Annotated in this window: 16 protein-coding genes; 13 read left to right on the plus strand and 3 right to left on the minus strand. The window is 44.5% G+C overall.

Translation table 11 applies throughout. The features are described from left to right. Positions 1–77: 77 nt before the first annotated feature. Both LS482_RS19380 and murA read left to right on the plus strand, forming a co-directional pair. Positions 78–722 (plus strand): DUF4290 domain-containing protein, encoded by a 645-nt coding sequence (locus tag LS482_RS19380; RefSeq protein WP_233029175.1) that lies wholly within the window; start codon positions 78–80, stop codon positions 720–722. Positions 723–818: 96 nt separating this feature from the next. Continuing rightward, positions 819–2,126 carry a UDP-N-acetylglucosamine 1-carboxyvinyltransferase gene (murA, locus tag LS482_RS19385; RefSeq protein WP_233029176.1) on the plus strand — a complete coding sequence of 436 codons (1,308 nt, stop codon included), beginning with the start codon at positions 819–821 and terminating at the stop codon, positions 2,124–2,126. A 60-nt stretch (positions 2,127–2,186) separates the two neighbouring features. On the opposite strand, the gene LS482_RS19390 is transcribed toward murA, so the two are convergent. Further along, a complete protein-coding gene (locus LS482_RS19390) occupies positions 2,187–4,361 on the minus strand; it encodes an endonuclease MutS2 (protein ID WP_233029177.1) in 2,175 nt (724 codons plus the stop codon). A 207-nt stretch (positions 4,362–4,568) separates the two neighbouring features. On the opposite strand from LS482_RS19390, the gene pyrR reads away from it, so the two are divergent. From pyrR to LS482_RS19435, 9 genes are all read left to right on the plus strand, one after another. Then, on the plus strand, positions 4,569–5,108 hold the full coding sequence (gene pyrR / locus LS482_RS19395) for a bifunctional pyr operon transcriptional regulator/uracil phosphoribosyltransferase PyrR (RefSeq protein WP_233029179.1): 540 nt from the start codon (positions 4,569–4,571) through the stop codon (positions 5,106–5,108). Positions 5,109–5,184: 76 nt separating this feature from the next. Then, positions 5,185–6,114: an aspartate carbamoyltransferase catalytic subunit gene (locus LS482_RS19400; RefSeq protein WP_233029180.1), complete on the plus strand. Its 930-nt coding sequence runs from the start codon at positions 5,185–5,187 to the stop codon at positions 6,112–6,114. A 3-nt stretch (positions 6,115–6,117) separates the two neighbouring features. Next, positions 6,118–6,456, plus strand: a complete 339-nt coding sequence (locus tag LS482_RS19405) for a ribonuclease Z (protein WP_233029181.1) — start codon at positions 6,118–6,120, stop codon at positions 6,454–6,456. Between the two features lie 121 nt (positions 6,457–6,577). Further along, complete coding sequence (locus tag LS482_RS19410; RefSeq protein ID WP_233029182.1) at positions 6,578–7,483, plus strand: ribonuclease Z; 906 nt, start codon at positions 6,578–6,580, stop codon at positions 7,481–7,483. 101 nt (positions 7,484–7,584) lie between these two features. Further along, positions 7,585–8,232: a pyridoxamine 5'-phosphate oxidase gene (gene pdxH, locus LS482_RS19415; protein ID WP_233029183.1), complete on the plus strand. Its 648-nt coding sequence runs from the start codon at positions 7,585–7,587 to the stop codon at positions 8,230–8,232. A gap of 78 nt (positions 8,233–8,310) precedes the next feature. After that, complete coding sequence (locus LS482_RS19420; RefSeq protein ID WP_233029184.1) at positions 8,311–8,796, plus strand: SixA phosphatase family protein; 486 nt, start codon at positions 8,311–8,313, stop codon at positions 8,794–8,796. A 1-nt stretch (position 8,797) separates the two neighbouring features. Beyond that, the gene (gene ppk1, locus LS482_RS19425; RefSeq protein ID WP_233029185.1) at positions 8,798–10,894 is read left to right on the plus strand and encodes a polyphosphate kinase 1; all 2,097 of its coding nucleotides are present in this window, start codon (positions 8,798–8,800) and stop codon (positions 10,892–10,894) included. 108 nt (positions 10,895–11,002) lie between these two features. Continuing rightward, on the plus strand, positions 11,003–11,899 hold the full coding sequence (locus tag LS482_RS19430) for a Ppx/GppA phosphatase family protein (RefSeq protein ID WP_233029186.1): 897 nt from the start codon (positions 11,003–11,005) through the stop codon (positions 11,897–11,899). Between the two features lie 56 nt (positions 11,900–11,955). After that, positions 11,956–12,762, plus strand: a complete 807-nt coding sequence (locus LS482_RS19435) for an alpha/beta hydrolase (RefSeq protein ID WP_233029187.1) — start codon at positions 11,956–11,958, stop codon at positions 12,760–12,762. Between the two features lie 26 nt (positions 12,763–12,788). Here the strand turns inward: LS482_RS19435 and LS482_RS19440 are convergent, their stop codons facing one another. Together LS482_RS19440 and LS482_RS19445 are read right to left on the minus strand one after the other, a co-directional pair. Then, on the minus strand, positions 12,789–13,124 hold the full coding sequence (locus LS482_RS19440) for a sigma-70 family RNA polymerase sigma factor (protein ID WP_233029188.1): 336 nt from the start codon (positions 13,122–13,124) through the stop codon (positions 12,789–12,791). Positions 13,125–13,486: 362 nt separating this feature from the next. Then, on the minus strand, positions 13,487–14,317 hold the full coding sequence (locus LS482_RS19445) for a UDP-2,3-diacylglucosamine diphosphatase (protein ID WP_233029189.1): 831 nt from the start codon (positions 14,315–14,317) through the stop codon (positions 13,487–13,489). 224 nt (positions 14,318–14,541) lie between these two features. Here LS482_RS19445 and aroC point away from each other — a divergent pair, with 224 nt between their 5' ends. Both aroC and LS482_RS19455 read left to right on the plus strand, forming a co-directional pair. Beyond that, the gene (aroC, locus tag LS482_RS19450) at positions 14,542–15,606 is read left to right on the plus strand and encodes a chorismate synthase (RefSeq protein ID WP_233029190.1); all 1,065 of its coding nucleotides are present in this window, start codon (positions 14,542–14,544) and stop codon (positions 15,604–15,606) included. Positions 15,607–15,968: 362 nt separating this feature from the next. Continuing rightward, positions 15,969–17,228 carry a dicarboxylate/amino acid:cation symporter gene (locus LS482_RS19455; RefSeq protein WP_367890611.1) on the plus strand — a complete coding sequence of 420 codons (1,260 nt, stop codon included), beginning with the start codon at positions 15,969–15,971 and terminating at the stop codon, positions 17,226–17,228. Positions 17,229–17,254 lie beyond the last annotated feature (26 nt).

The raw sequence follows: 17,254 nt of genomic DNA on the forward strand, positions 1-17,254 counted from the left end.
TTTTGCACTTCGTTACTTTGCTTCGCCCCATTACTTGTGTTTACACTTCAATATAGCAAACTTAATTCTTAAATATTTTGATCAATAGTTTAGAGTACAATACAGAGCGTCAAAGGCTTATTATTCCTGAATATGGCCGGCACATACAGAAAATGATAGATTATGCGATTTCCATAGAGAACCGGGATGAGCGCAATAAGGTGGCCAGGGCCATTATAGGTGTAATGGGGAATCTCAACCCTCATTTAAGGGATGTTCCCGATTTCCAGCATAAACTGTGGGATCAGCTTTTTATCATATCCGATTTTCAGCTGGATGTGGATTCACCGTTCCCGAAACCCGAAAGAGAGCTCCTGGAACAAAAGCCTGATCCGTTGAAATATCCGCAAAACCATCCCAAATACCGTTTTTACGGAAATAATATTAAAAGGATGATCGATGTGTGCAATAACTGGGAAGAAAGCGATCTCAAGGAAGGCCTGAAGTTTACCATTGCCAACCATATGAAAAAGAGCTTTCTCAACTGGAACAAGGACACGGTGGAGGATGAAGTTATTTTTGACCATCTTTACGAATTGAGCGGAGGTAAAATAAACCTGGCCAAGTGGGATGAAGACCTTGCGGACAGTGATAACCTCATGCGCGGAAAGTCCAAGCACGGAGGTAAATCCGCTCAGAAAAACCGGAATCCGAAGAATAACCGGAACAAAAAACGTTACTAAATCTTATTTTTAAAAATCCCGGATTTCAACTTTTTCATATTCCCGAATTTTGTTTGAAAGAGGAAAGTTGAAATTTTCTAAATACGATGGTCTTTAATGGGTACATTTAAAATAGAAGGAGGACAAACACTACAAGGAGAAATAACCCCCCAGGGAGCAAAAAACGAGGCCTTACAGATATTGTGTGCCGTATTGCTTACGGAAGAAACGATTACCATTCACAATATCCCCGATATACTGGATGTCAATAAACTTATCGACCTGTTGGAACGGTTGGGAGTTAAAACGGAAAAACTGGGCAAGGGTGCTTATAGCTTTAAGGCCGATGAAATAGACCTGGAGTACCTCCAGTCCGTACAGTTTAAGGAAGACGGCAAAGGGCTCCGGGGGTCCATTATGATTGTAGGACCGCTTTTGGCCCGTTTTGGTAAAGGATATATTCCTAAGCCCGGCGGTGATAAAATAGGCCGCAGGCGACTGGACACACATTTTGAAGGGCTCATTAAGCTCGGAGCCAGGTTCCGGTATAACCGGGAAGAGTATTTTTACGGCGTGGAAGCCGAGAAACTGAAAGGAACGTTCATGTTGCTGGACGAAGCTTCCGTAACCGGTACGGCAAACATTGTTATGGCCTCGGTACTCGCCGAAGGAACCACCACTATTTACAATGCCGCCTGCGAACCGTATTTACAGCAACTGTGTAAAATGCTGAACAGGATGGGGGCAAAGATAAGTGGTGTAGGCTCTAACCTGCTTACTATCGAAGGTGTGGAAAAACTGTCGGGAACTACACATACCATGTTGCCCGATATGATAGAAATCGGCAGCTGGATAGGACTTGCCGCCATGACACAAAGCGAACTTACCATCAAAAACGCGGGTTGGGGCAGTCTCGGGCAGATCCCGAATGTGTTCAGAAAACTAGGGATCACCCTGGAAAAAAGAGGGGACGATATCTATATCCCTTCCCATACGGACGGCTATGAGATCCAGAGTTATATAGACGGTTCCATATTAACGGTATCGGATGCGCCATGGCCCGGTTTTACGCCGGACCTGTTGAGTATTGTGCTTGTAGTGGCCACCCAGGCCCGGGGAAGTGTGCTTATCCACCAGAAAATGTTCGAAAGCCGGCTGTTCTTCGTAGATAAACTCATAGATATGGGGGCCAAGATCATTCTCTGCGATCCGCACAGGGCTACGGTGATCGGGCATGATTTTAAGTCAAGGCTAAAAGCGACCACCATGACTTCACCCGATATAAGGGCAGGAGTGTCGTTGCTGATAGCCGCACTTTCGGCGAAAGGTACTTCCACCATACACAACATTGAGCAGATAGACCGCGGTTATGAAAATATCGATGAACGCCTGCGGGCTATCGGTGCAAGAATAGAACGCATTTAGAGAAGTATCCTACAAAAGTTTAGGTATAAAAAACAGATTCCCCGAAACACCGTTTCGGGGTTATTTTTTTACGGCCTCTACCAGTTCGAGCTGGTCCAGGCTTACGTTTGTGGTGAAAATCCCGTAGTTGACCACGGCCTTGTTCTTTTCGATGGATTCTATATTTCCCACGGCTTTTCCGTCCGGAAGCCTTACCCTGTCGCCGATCTTCAGTACGGGTTTGGGTTTGTTCTTTTCCTGTATGACCGCTTTTTTCTTTGCTTCCTTTTTCTTTTCCCGGATGACCTCCACTTTTTTCTCCATTTCTTTGGCCACCTGTTGCTTTTTTATTTTTTCTTTCTTTTTTTCCTTGGTAGCTTTAGGTTTTCGTTTGCTGTTTTCGGTCTCCACGATCCTGAGAAATTCCGAAATGAGCGGACGTTTTTTCTTGTTTATAAAATACTTTTCAGTAATATCGTTGATCTTGTTGCCCAGGTAGATCATCCGCTGGTTGTGATCAAATAATTGCTGATAGCTTTCCAGTTTGGACTGTATCCTTTCATTCAGTGACTCAAGCCGTGTAGCTTCTTCCCGTGCCTTGGTTTCTTCGCCTTTCAGTTGTTCCGAGGTCTTTTCCATCTTGTTGCGCTCTTTCTGGAGTTTGGCAATGGTGGCGTCGAAGCGTACTTTTCCGCGTTCTATCTTTTTCTTGGCCCGGTTGATAAGGCTGTAGGGGATGCCGTTTTTCTGGGCCACCTCAAAAGTAAAGGAGCTTCCGGCTTCCCCTACGATAAGCCGGAAAACAGGTTCCAGGCTTTTGCTGTCGAATTGCATATTGGCATTGGATGCATATGGCAATTCGTTGGCCAGCATCTTCAGGTTGGCATAGTGCGTGGTGATAATACCAAAAGCCTCCCGGTGATAAAATTCTTCCAGAAAAGTTTCGGCCAGCGCCCCGCCCAGTTCCGGGTCGCTCCCGGTTCCGAACTCATCGATAAGGAACAGGGTTTGTGCATTACATTTCCGAAGAAAATAATTCATGTTCTTCAGGCGATAGCTATATGTGCTAAGGTGGTTTTCTATGGACTGATTGTCACCTATATCCGTAAGAATACGGTCAAACAGGCACATTTCGCTCCTGGGATGTACAGGGACGAGCATACCGCTCTGTAACATGAGTTGCAGGAGTCCCACTGTTTTCAACGTTATACTTTTACCTCCCGCATTAGGCCCGGAGATTACGATAATTCGGTTTTCCGCATGTAACGAAATGGTCTGCGGATACGTTTTTTCGCCTTTTTCCTTGTTGGTAAGGTAAAGGAGAGGATGATAGGCGTCTATGAGATGTATGTTCTTTTCTTCTGATATCTCCGGAAGGATGGCATTCATTTTTTGTGCGTATTTCGCTTTGGCGGCCACGACATCCATCGAAGCAAGAAAATCCTGGTAATCCTTCAACAGCGGGGAATAGGGACGAAGGAAATCCGTGAGCCTTTTCAGTATTTTTTTGATCTCTTCGGTCTCTTCGTATTCCAGGTTGCTTAGCTCTCTTGAATAGCGAAGGGTGGTTTCCGGTTCTATATAAACAATGCTCCCGGTTTTGGAATTGCCCATAATGGCACCTTTTACCCGTTTCCGGTACATGGCCTTAACGGCAAGTACCCTCCGGTTTTCCACTACCGTTTCCCGGATATCGTCAAGGTACCCGGCAGAATTGCAGGACTGAAGTGCGCTGAGAAAACTCTGGTTTATTTTTCCTCTTACCCCGCTTATGGATTTCCGTATGGCAAGCAAGGTATCGGAAGCGTCGTCTTTTATTTCCCCGAAGCGGTCGATAATGTTGTTTATTTCCCGGGTTATCTCCGTAGTATATGCTACAGCATCGGCTGTTTGATGCAGGGCAGGATAGTATTCCCTGAATTTCCTGAAGAAGAGGATATGGGTATTTACCGTGGCAGAGACGGCAGCTATTTTCCTGAAGCCGCCGAGTTCTATAAGTGTGTTCTCGATGTTCAGTAGCTTGATCTCCGGGGAAATACTGTCAAAATAATGGCCCGGTATGCCGTTGTTGTTCTCAAAGGAAGCTACGTATTCCGACGTTTGACGGAGAGCGTCAAAGAGATGTTCGCGTTTGGTGAACGGCAGTAGTTGCAGGGCCATTTCTTTTCCGGGCTCCGTAGTACACATAGCTTCTATATGGGACAATACGGTAGAAAATTCCAGGTCCTGGAGGCTTTTATGATTGATTTTATGCATGAGTGTCTTTAAATTGTACCGGATATTTCCGTGCAAAGATAAACAGTATATACAAAGTTAGGATGAGGAACGGGACATCCTTGTAATCTTTAATTATTTCCGGTCTTATTTTCAACTTTGCGGGAATTCATTCTTTAAAATAAATATAGCTCTCATCAACAAGTTCCATAGAAATACGTATTTTTACGGCGAAATACGTTGGGAAACATGAGTCAAAAAGTGTTGCTTTCTTCCAAAGATATCCACATCATTCTCCATCGGTTGGCCTGTCAGCTAATTGAAAACCATCTGGACTTTAAAAACACCGTACTGATCGGAATACAACCGCGGGGAAAGTTTCTTGCAGACAGGCTGATAAAGATCCTTCAGGAAGAGTATCAGGTGAAGGACATTCAGCTCGGTTATCTGGACATTACTTTTTACCGGGACGATTTTCGCCGCGGAGACAAAACGCTGGAGGCTAACAAGACCCAGATAGATTTTCTGGTGGAGGACAAGAAAATAGTTTTTATAGATGATGTTCTTTATACGGGCAGAAGTATAAGGGCGGCACTTACGGCGATTCAGTCCTTCGGAAGGCCGGCGGAAATAGAATTGCTTACGCTTATAGACCGGAGGTTCAGCAGGCACCTTCCCATACAGCCCGATTACAGGGGACGACAGGTAGATGCCATCAACGAGGAAAAAGTAAAGGTAATGTGGAAAGAAAACGAAGGAGAGGATGTCATATACCTTGTAAGCAATTAAAAGCTGCAGTTTAAAACTCGAAAAACAAAATACCCTTATACGGAAACCGGAAACTACAACTATTTAACCCTGAAGCATGAGTCAGTTAAGTGTAAATCACTTATTGGGAATAAAATACCTGAATGAAGCGGATATCCAGCTCATTTTTGAAACGGCAGATCATTTCAAGGAAGTTATAAACCGTCCCATAAAAAAAGTCCCTTCACTTCGGGATATTACGATAGCAAATCTCTTTTTTGAAAACAGCACACGGACCAAGCTCTCCTTTGAACTGGCCGAAAAAAGGCTTTCTGCGGATGTTATCAACTTTTCCGCGGCACAGTCATCCGTCAAGAAAGGGGAGACGCTTATCGATACGGTCAACAATATCCTGTCCATGAAAGTAGACATGGTGGTGATGCGGCATCCCAATCCGGGAGCCGGCATTTTTCTTTCGAGGCATATTGATGCGAGTATTGTAAATGCCGGTGACGGCGCGCACGAACATCCCACCCAGGCCCTGCTCGACACCTATTCCATAAGGGAAAAACTGGGTGATGTATCCGGAAAGAATGTTGTTATTGTAGGGGATATTCTGCATTCCCGGGTAGCATTGTCCAATATCTTTGCACTGAAATTACAGGGGGCCAATGTAAAAGTGTGCGGCCCCATGACACTTATTCCGAAATATATAGAGACCCTGGGAGTAGAGGTAGAGACCGACCTGAAAAAAGCCCTGAAATGGTGTGATGTGGCCAATATGCTCCGGGTACAGAACGAACGGATGGATATCAGTTATTTTCCGTCAACCCGCGAATATACCAGGCAGTTCGGCGTAAACAAAAAGATGCTTGATACGCTGGATAAGGAAATAGTGATCATGCACCCCGGGCCGATAAACCGCGGGGTGGAAATTACCAGTGATGTTGCCGATTCCAAACAGGCCATCATACTGAACCAGGTGGAAAACGGCGTGGCCATACGCATGGCCGTGATCTATTTATTAGCGTCAAAAATTAAAAATTAAGCCATGATTTTTGATAAACAGGAGAACAACACAACAATAGTGACCCAGGAAACAGGATCCACGAGGGATTTTTGCAATCGCCTGGAAGAAGCATATGACAAGGTACGGAGAGACAATATTATTATTAACCTGTTCTCACTCGGAACCCTTACCATTAACGACCTGCTGGAATTCCTTGAGTTGTCCAATAAGCACCGTGGAGGCAGGAAATCCTTTGTTATCGTGACTAATAAGGTCAATTATGACGAAGTTCCCGATGAACTTGTTGTGGTGCCTACCCTGCGGGAAGCCCATGATATCATAGAAATGGAAGAAATAGAAAGGGATCTCGATTTTAATTAACTCACAAAGCAGTATTTTTCATGTTTTTTAATCCCGCTTGCCGGAAGAAAGAAAATAACGAGTATCCCGAAAACATTCCTTCCCGGTTATATAATCCGTTAACCCGGCAATCCCCGATGCTATGAAACTCATTATCCTGGGATGTTATTCGGCTACGCCGCGGGCTTTTACCAATCCTACTTCACAGGTGCTGGATATCAAAAACCACTTGTTCCTTATAGATTGCGGGGAAGGGACACAGGTGCAACTCAGGAAGCAACGGGTAAAATTTGCCCGCGTTAAACATATTTTTATATCGCATTTGCACGGGGACCACTTTTTCGGACTTCCGGGACTCATTTCCACCTTTGTACTCATGGGCAGGGAAACACCGCTGCACATTTACGGACCCAAAGGGATAAAAGAAGGGATCACCCTTTTGCTTAAACTCGGAAAATCCTGGACCAATTTCCCCCTGATATTTCACGAACTTTCTTCAAATGAACCGGAACTGATCTATGAAGATGACAAGGTGGAGGTGCAGACTATTCCTTTGGACCACAGGGTGTACACCAATGGTTTTCTCTTCCGGGAAAAACCCGGCGAACGAAAACTGAAGATCGATGAGGTGCAGAAATACGATATCGACCAGTGCTATTATCAGAATATCAAGAATGGCAAAGACATCCGCCTGGAAAACGGGGAGATGATTCCCAATGAAAAACTCACTTCAGATCCGCCCCGGCCAAAAACCTATGCCTTTTGCAGCGATACGGCCTATAAACCGGCGATTGCCGAATGGATTGATGGTGTGGATATACTCTATCACGAATCCACCTTTCTGGCGCAGCATGAAGAGCTTGCCGTAAAAACAAAGCACTCCACGGCCAGGCAGGCAGCCCTTATTGCATGTAAAGCCGGTGCAGGCATCCTGGTGCTTGGTCATTATTCTTCCCGGTACAGTGATCTGGAAGCGTTTAAAACAGAAGCGCAGGCTGTCTTCCCACAGGTGAAACTGGCGGAAGACGGCAAAACATTTGAATTCTGAACCGGCCCGGATCTGTATTTAAATACCCCGGCCAAAGCTTCAGAATGTTATATCTAAAACGGTATCTTTGTAGAAAATCCTTTCCGCAATACTACAAAACAATGCAAAAAGATTTAAGCAATTACAGGCGATCTTATGAAAAAAAGGAGCTTCTGGAATCCGAAGTTCCCGAAAACCCGATGGAGTTGTTCCAAAAGTGGTTTTTCGAGGTAGAAAAAACAGGTGGGGTGGAAGAAGCCAATGCCATGACGGTCTCCACGATCGGGCCGGACGGCTACCCTAAAAACAGGGTGGTCCTGCTCAAAAAGTATACCCACGAAGGTTTTATTTTTTATACCAACTACAATAGTGAAAAGGGAAAAGCCATTGCCGCATGCCCCCGTGTGTGCCTTTCATTCTTCTGGCCCAACATGGAACGACAGGTTATTGTTAAAGGAAATGCTGAAAAAATCGCCGAAAATTTATCCGACGGCTATTTTGAGTCCCGCCCCCGGGGAAGTAAATTAAGTGCCCTTGTTTCTGCACAAAGCGAAGTCGTTTCTGGGAGAGAAGAACTGGAAGAAGCGTTAAAGAAACTGGAAACGGCCTACAGGGGAAAGACCGTTCCCCGTCCGGATCACTGGGGGGGCTATATCGTTAAACCGGTGTCCGTAGAGTTCTGGCAGGGCCGCCCCAACCGGCTTCACGATCGCATACGATATTCCCTTCAAAACGATTATGACTGGAAAAAGGAACGCCTGGCACCTTGATAATTTGTAAAGAAAAACTTATCATTATACCCGGCGGAGGAATATCTCTGCTTACAAAACACCGAAACAGAAAGCATTATGAAACAGTTAACCATTATAAGACATGCCAAATCTTCCTGGGAATACAGTGTGGGAGACGGCGATCGTCCGCTGAAAGAACGGGGGATAACCGATGCCGGGCTGGTGTCGTCTCATATAAAAGGAAAGATCCCGGTGCCCGACGTGGTTTTTTCAAGTCCGGCAAACCGGGCGTTGCATACCTGTACCATTTTTTTGAAAAACCTGGAGATTCCGTTTGCACGGCTCCGGCTTACGGAGATGTTATATGACTTTTCAGGGAATTCCGTAGAACGCTTTTTGAGAAAGTTAGACAACAGTTATGAAAATGTTATGATCTTTGGGCACAATCATGCATTTACCGCTGTTTCTAATAATTTTGGGGATAAATATATAGAAAACCTGCCCACCTCGGGAATGGTGCATATTACCTTCCGGACAGCGAACTGGGCAGAAATAGAAAAAGGTACTACGGACCTTATGGTCTTTCCAAAGCATTTACGTTAATATGGAAGAAACAAGAAACCAGTACATCAACAGGGAACTCAGTTGGCTGCAATTCAATGCCAGGGTGTTACAGGAAGCAACAGACGAAACCGTGCCGCTTATTGCCCGGCTTCGTTTTCTGGGGATATTTTCCAATAACCTGGACGAATTTTTTAAGGTGAGGTATGCCACTGTCAAACGCATCGCTCTTGCCGGAAGAAAGGGGAAAAGCGCCCTGGGCGGTGAGGTGGCAAAAGACCTGCTGGAAGACATCACAAAAATAGTGATCAGGCAGCAGGCGGAAAGCCAGAGTATCCTTCGTTATATTGAAAAAGAACTGGAAAAGGAAAATATTTTTATCATTGATGAGACCGAAGTGTCCGAATCCCAGAGGAAATTTATTGTGGATTACTTTGTGCAGAAGGTCAGCCCGGCCCTTGTGACGATCTTTCTGAATGACCTTGCCGAATTCCCGCTCCTCAAGGACAGTGCCGCCTATCTGGCGGTGAAAATGGTAATGAAAAAGAAAAACAAGGCCCGGGGATTAAAAAAGATGTTCACCCCTGACCCCGATGAGGTGCGTTATGCCCTGATAGAAATACCGAAAGGTATAGACCGTTTTGTAGTGCTTCCGAAAGAAGGAGACAAGAGTTATATTATTATTCTGGACGATCTCATCAGGTATTGTATGCATACCATTTTTAATATTTTCGATTATGAGTCGCTTTCTGCCCATATGATAAAAATAACACGGGATGCCGAACTTGACATAGACAACGATCTCAGTAAGAGTTTTATTGAAAAAATATCCAGCAGCGTCAAGGGCAGGGAAATCAGTGAGCCTGTCCGTTTTGTTTATGACGACAATATAGACAAGGATACCCTCAGTTTTCTCAAGGAAAAAATGCGCGTAAAAAATACGGATAGCGTAATCCCGGGGGGAAGGTATCACAACAGAAGAGATTATATGGGCTTTCCCAGTCTGGGGAGGGAAGACCTGTTGTACAAGACCATTCCGCCCCTGCCGGTAAAAGGACTCAGTCTGCAGGGAAGTGTACTGGAAAAAATAGCGGAAAAAGATTACCTTCTCTTCGCACCCTACCATACTTTCTCCTATGTGATACGTTTTCTGCGCGAAGCGGCCCTGGACCCAGCGGTAAGAAGTATCAAGATCACGGTGTACAGGCTGGCCAAGGTCTCACAGGTGGCCAGTAGCCTGATCAATGCCGTAAAAAACGGAAAGCAGGTAACAGTACAGATCGAATTACAGGCGCGTTTTGACGAAGAAGCGAATATCGAATATGCCGAACAACTGCAAAGTGAAGGTGTGAAACTCATTTTTGGTATCGCCGGGTTAAAGGTACACAGCAAAATCTGTATTATTGAACGGGAAGAGCATGAAAAAATAAAGCGTTACGGTTTTATAAGCACCGGAAATTTTAACGAATCCACGGCAAAATTATACACCGATTACACCTTGTTCACTTCCAGTCAGCCCATATTGAAAGAGGTTAATATGGTATTTGATTTCTTTGAAACTACGTATAAGATACGCAAATACAAACATCTTGTTGTTTCGCCCCATTATACCGGGAAAACGTTCTCCAGGCTTATTGACGGGGAAATAGCCAATGTAAAGGCCGGGAAAGAAGCTTATATGAAACTGAAGATGAACAGCCTTACCAATTATAAAATGATAGACAAGCTTTACGAAGCGAGCAGGGCGGGAGTGAAGATACAGATGATCGTCAGGGGAGCCTGCTGTCTGGTGCCCGGTGTTCAGGGAATGAGCGAGAATATAGAGATAATAAGTATTGTGGATAAATTTTTAGAACATCCCAGATTGTTTATCTTTGGAAACGGAGGTAATCCCAAGGTGTACATCTCTTCGGCAGACTGGATGACACGCAATATAGATTATCGTGTGGAGGTAAGCTGCCCCATTTATGATGAGGAAATAAAGAGAGAGCTTATAGAAACCTTTGAGATAGGGTGGAGGGATAATGTAAAAGCACGGGTTATTTCGGGCAAACAGGACAATGCATACAGAAAGAACGACCTGCCCCGCGTGCGTTCGCAATTTGCTATATACGATTATTACGTACAGAAGTTAAAATAACAGGAAGAGGATATAGAATAAGGTTACGGGGCCGGATTCCCGGCCTTGTTTTTCCGGCGTGTCAGGGTGTATTTTGCAGGTCGGAGATTATCCCGGAATACGTTTTATATGATTAGAATACGAAAATTTGCCGGTATAGATATTGGTTCCAATGCCATAAGATTATTGATAAACAACGTTATTGAAGAAACGGGAAAAGAGCCCCAGTTTAAAAAGAGTTCTCTCGTAAGGGTGCCCATCAGGTTAGGGCAGGACTCCTTTACCGTAGGCGAAATATCCAAACCGAATGCGACCCGTATGATCGAGGCGATGAAAGCCTTTAAACTGCTGATGAAAGTCCATAATGTGGAAAAATACCGGGCCTGTGCCACATCGGCCATGAGGGAAGCCAATAACGGTAATGAACTTGCCGAGGAGATCGAGAAAAAATCGGGGATACACATAGAGATTATTGACGGGAAAAAAGAAGCGGCCATCATCGCATCTACAGACCTTCACCAGCTTATCGAAACCGAAAAATCCTACCTGTATGTCGATGTGGGCGGCGGAAGTACGGAGTTTACCATATTTTCCAACGGAAAGATTGCCACTTCCAAGTCTTTTAAGATCGGAACGGTACGATTGCTGAACGAAATGGTAGAGGAAACCATCTGGCGCGAAATAGAAAAGTGGATAAAGAAGAACACCAAAAAGCTGAAAAAGCTATCGCTTATAGGTTCGGGGGGAAACATCAATAAGCTGTACAAAATGTCCGGGAGAAAGCCCGGCGAACCCTTGTCCTATATCTGGCTGAATGCACAGTACCAGTTCCTGCAAAGCATAAGTTATGATGACAGGATTTCCGAACTGGGACTTAACCCCGACCGGGCAGATGTGATCATTCCGGCCACCCGAATTTTTCTTTCGGCCACAAAATGGAGCGGCGCCAAAAAAATACACGTGCCCAAAATAGGACTTTCGGACGGGATCATTAAATTGTTATATTACAACGAAAAAGATAACTGAACGACAACTACCAACCAATCCTGATTATGTATAGCCAAAAAATATACCTGTGTTTAGTGTTATTGCTTGTTGCTGTACAATATGTCCGCCCGCAGTCCGATTCAAAACCGGCAGAAGGCTTCGATCAAATTCGTGAAAATATACCGAAAGGTAAGGTAGAAACCGTAGAATATCCCTCAAAAACGGTAGGTGCGGACCGAAAGGTTATGATATACACTCCTCCGGAATTTTCAAAAGACCAAAAATATAATGTACTGTACCTTTTGCACGGCATAGGCGGTGATGAAACCGAATGGTTCTATCACGGCAAATTAAACATTATACTGGATAACCTTTACGCAGACAACGAACTTGCCCCCATGATCGTGGTGATGCCCAACGGGAGGGCCATGAAAGACGACAGTGCGGGAGAAAATATATTTGATAAGCAAAAAATAAGGGCTTTCTCCGATTTTGAGCAGGATCTGCTGGAAGACCTGATCCCTTTTGTAGAAAGCAGCTATCCGGTATACAGCGGCAGGGAAAACCGCGCGCTCGCCGGGTTGTCCATGGGGGGAGGGCAGTCATTGAATTTTGGACTGGACAATCCGGACACATTTGCCTGGATCGGGGCTTTTTCTCCGGCACCCAATACCAAACCTCCTGAAAAACTGGTCCCCCGCCCGGGAAAGGTGATCCGTAAACTGAAGTTGTTATGGATTTCCTGTGGCAGTGAAGACGAACTCCTGTATGTAAGTGAACGCACACATGACTACCTCGGGGAAAAAGGTGTACCTCATACGTATTATGTGGAGCCGGGACAGCACAATTTTACAGTCTGGAAAAATAACCTTTATCAATTCTCCCGCTTGCTTTTCCAGTAAAACGGACTTCAGTACTTTTTTGCAGTTTATTCGTCAGACCTGTGTATTGTCCTCCACAATTCTTCTTTGGCTGTTGTTTTGTTGAAAGCGTTATACAATGTTTCATAGATAAGGTCTTTGCATAAACTTAAGAGAAATGCGTCGAAAGCCCCGATACGGATTTGTTGTTTATGATTCCATATTTCGGTACAGATCTTCCCGACGATCTCTTCCGTGACCTTTTCCGATTTTACAAAAGAAAAGACATAACAGCGGACTTTGGCTTCATAGTGCCGGCAAATGTCCTTGTAGGCATGTCGATCCCCCTCTTTCAGCGATTGTAATGTGTTGGTACTCACAGTTTGTTCTTCCGGATTTTTCATGTCAATTAAGCTTTTGTCGGTTTATACTCGGGAGTTAAAGAACATTCCGGATATCCCGGGAAAGCCTTTTATCGTATCAGAGGGGGAACTAAAAGACCTTATTTCGATCCGGTTTATGTAAAATGTTGCGAACTCCTTTACTCTTAAGAGTGTTTTTTGGGAAAAATGATGGCATGAATTGGAGAAAAGTTATTAAGAACCCGGGAATCCTGTCGAAAATCAATGTTTGTAGTTGACTGTTTATCAGTTTTTTAATTCATGTAATGAATAAAATAATTGTTAATAACTTTCAACGATAATTTGTAAATACAATGACTTTTTCTGAACCAGAAAATAAAAATCCTAACGCTTTATAATGTAATTTACTTTTTTCCGGTTACGGTAATAGCGGCAAGAAGATCCTTGTAGCTCATGGATTTTAAGTCCTCATCAGTGTAGAAAGGGCTGAGTTTATCATCGTTAAAGCTGTAGAGTTCCCAGTGCTTTTTGTGATATTCAAGAGAAGTAAGGTTTTCCACCCAATCTCCGGAATTTAGGTACAGACAGGTGCCGAACCTGTTCACTTTCCGGATCATTTTGGGTTGGTGGATATGTCCGCATATAACATACTTATAACCGTTTTTTATAGCCAGGTCTGCGGCGACCTTTTCAAAATCGTTGATGTATTTTACGGCTTTCTTTACACTGTTTTTAATCTTTTTGGAAAGGGAATACTTTTCTCTACCCATTTTCACCAGAACCCAGTTGATAAAGCGGTTGAGCAATATGAGGAAATCATATCCCCATCCCCCGAGTTTGGCAATCCATTTGGTGTGCTGGATGGAAGCGTCAAAAACGTCACCGTGAAATATCCAGGCCTTTTTTCCGTCGAGTTTCAGGGAAAGTTTATCCACAATGGCTATATTGCCCATGGTAACATCACTGAATTTCCGGAGCATTTCGTCATGATTTCCGGTAACGTAAAAGACCTGTGTGCCTTTGGTAGACAAGTCGATAATTTTTTTGATGACCTGGAGGTGTTTTTTGGGAAAGTAACGTTTCCTGAACTGCCAGATGTCAATAATATCGCCGTTCAGGATAAGTTTTTCGGGGTTAATACTGTTCAGGTAAGACAATAATTCTCCAGCATGGCATCCGTAGGTGCCGAGGTGAACATCCGATATGACAACGATCTCTACTTTACGTTTCTTCAATGCCGAAATCTTTTTTGTAAAGGAAATACTTCTGTGTTAGTAAAAGATTACCTTGTAATTAATTAAATATGAGGATATTGTTAAGGTAATGTGACGAAAACCGTGTTGTGCAGGCCGGGGAAACAGGCAGCTAACCGCCGTATTTTCAATGTTTGTCGCGCAAATTCGTTTTTAATCTTGAATAATTAACGATTAACATTTACATTTGTTCAAAATCAACATAGATGGCAGGAAATTCCTTTGGAACTATATTTAAACTTACCACATTTGGAGAATCGCACGGACAGGCCTTAGGAGGAATTATAGACGGATGTCCGGCGGGTCTGGATCTTCAGTCAGATAAAATACAACACGAGCTCAACCGGCGTAAACCCGGTCAGTCCGCTATCGTTACACAGCGCAAGGAACCGGATGAGTTCCGGATCCTTTCGGGAGTTTTTGAAGGAAAAACCACCGGGGTTCCCATAGGTTTTATCATAGAAAACACCAATCAGAAATCACACGATTATTCCCATATCAAGGACAGTTATCGTCCCAGCCATGCCGATTACGTTTATGACCGGAAATACGGTTTCAGGGATTATCGCGGCGGGGGAAGAAGTTCGGCACGGGAAACGGCCTGCCGGGTTGTGGCAGGTGCCGTGGCCAAACAATTGCTCGCAGATATACGGATCGATGCTTTTGTTTCTTCCGTAGGGGATATTTTCCTGGAAAAACCGTATCAGGAGCTTGATTTTTCGAAAACTGAAAGCAACCCCGTACGTTGTCCCGATCCCGAAACTGCAGCCGAAATGGAAGATTATATCAGGGAGATCAGAAAACAGGGCGATACGGTTGGAGGCACCATAACCTGTGTAGCCCGGAACGTTCCGATTGGCCTCGGGGAACCTGTTTTTGACAAATTGCATGCAGACCTCGGAAAAGCAATGTTGTCTATAAATGCAGTCAAAGGATTTGAGTATGGCAGCGGATTTTGCGGTGCGAAAATGAAAGGGAGTGAACACAACGACCTCTACAATGAAGACGGAACCACCAAAACCAATCTTTCGGGAGGTATCCAGGGAGGTATCAGTAACGGAATGGACATTTATTTTCGTGTAGCTTTTAAGCCCGTGGCCACAATCATGCAATCCCAGCCCACTATCGATAAGGAAGGAAATATTGTGGAAATGCAGGGCAAGGGACGTCACGACCCCTGTGTAGTACCCAGGGCGGTGCCCATTGTTGAAGCGATGGCCGCATTGGTGCTGGCCGATCATTATTTGTTGAACAAAATTTCCAGAATATAGGTCTTCCGGGGAGTTGTAAACGGGAGATTTTTAATGCCCTGCAAGATCCAGGGTGGTGTACTAAAATTTAACCAGACTGTATGAAGAAAAAAATCGCATTGCACTGGCAGATTGTCATAGGAATGGTCCTGGGTGTGATATTTGGCCTTGTCATGGCTAATGTCGGAAAACCCGATAAGGAAGTTCTCAATAAGGCCGATAGCTACAAGACAGAAATAGCAGCGGACCTTTCCCGGCACGAAACCCTTAAAAAGGACCTGAAGGAACTGAATACCGGGTTTAAATCGGGACAGACGGGAGGGACGACCTATCTCGTTCAAAAGGAAAATATCGAACAGGACATCAGTGCATTGGAGGAAAAAATGCAGTCGAACAGGGAGGCTCTGGATAAGCTGTCCATCGATCCTGCGGGTAAAACGTTTGTCGAAGAGTGGGTATATCCTTTCGGGGTGTTGTTTATCAACCTGCTAAAGCTCATTGCCATTCCGCTGATTGTTGCATCCCTGATTAAGGGAATTGCCGAATTGCAGGATATCTCGAGACTATCCAAGATAGGGATACGTACCATGATATTGTATATCATTACGACCATTTGTGCCATTACCATTGGTCTTGGCGTGGCGAATATCGTAAAACCGGGCTCCGGGATTTCCGAAGAGACCATAGCCAAACTTACCAGTGATACGGGACAAACCGATGTGGTGAACCAGCGTATCAGCGACAGTCAGACCAAGACCAAGAACTTTGTGGAGTTTATCGTGGATATCGTACCGGAAAATATCTTCGGGGCCATAGGCGATAATAGCCAGATGCTTCAGGTCATTTTCTTTACGGTACTTTTAGGGATCTGTATGTTGCTTATCGGTGATAAAAAAGCAAAGCCTTTAAAACGCTTTTTCGACAGTCTGAATGACGCCATATTGAAAATGGTGGACCTGATTATTAAGATTGCCCCCATTGCCGTATTTGCCCTGCTGGCCAATGTAGTGGTGGGAACCAACGATGTAGAAGTATTACTGGCATTACTTAAATATTCGCTTACCGTTATAGGGGCTTTGATGTTAATGGTCGTGGTTTATATGATGATGATAAGTTTCTATGCCAAAAAGAATCCCATCTGGTTCCTGAAGCAGATAAGTCCGGTACAGTTGCTCGGGTTTTCCACCAGTTCCAGTGCCGCAACACTGCCCGTTACCATGGAACGGGTACAGGACTATGTGGGTGTGGATGAAGAAGTGAGCAGTTTCGTATTGCCTATAGGGGTTACTATAAATATGGACGGAACCAGTCTTTATCAGGCGGTTGCGACCATTTTTATTTGCGAAGCACTCCATTTTGATATTACCTTTGCAGATCAGCTGACCATAGTATTCACTGCTTTACTGGCCTCAATCGGTACGGCCGGGGTTCCCGGGGTAGGGGTGGTAATGCTCATTATTGTATTACAATCCATTAATTTTCCGGCGGACAAACTTCCGTTGGGAATTGCACTTATCCTTTCTGTAGACAGGATACTGGATATGTGCAGAACAGTGATAAATGTTACCGGAGATGCTACTGTGGCTACTGTTGTGGCCAAATCGGTCGGTAAGCTGGGAGAACCCAACCAGGAGGAGGATTGACATTTCAAATACCTGAACGGTTCCGA

The sequence above is a fragment of the Sinomicrobium kalidii genome, from assembly GCF_021183825.1.
GTDB lineage: Bacteria > Bacteroidota > Bacteroidia > Flavobacteriales > Flavobacteriaceae > Sinomicrobium > Sinomicrobium kalidii.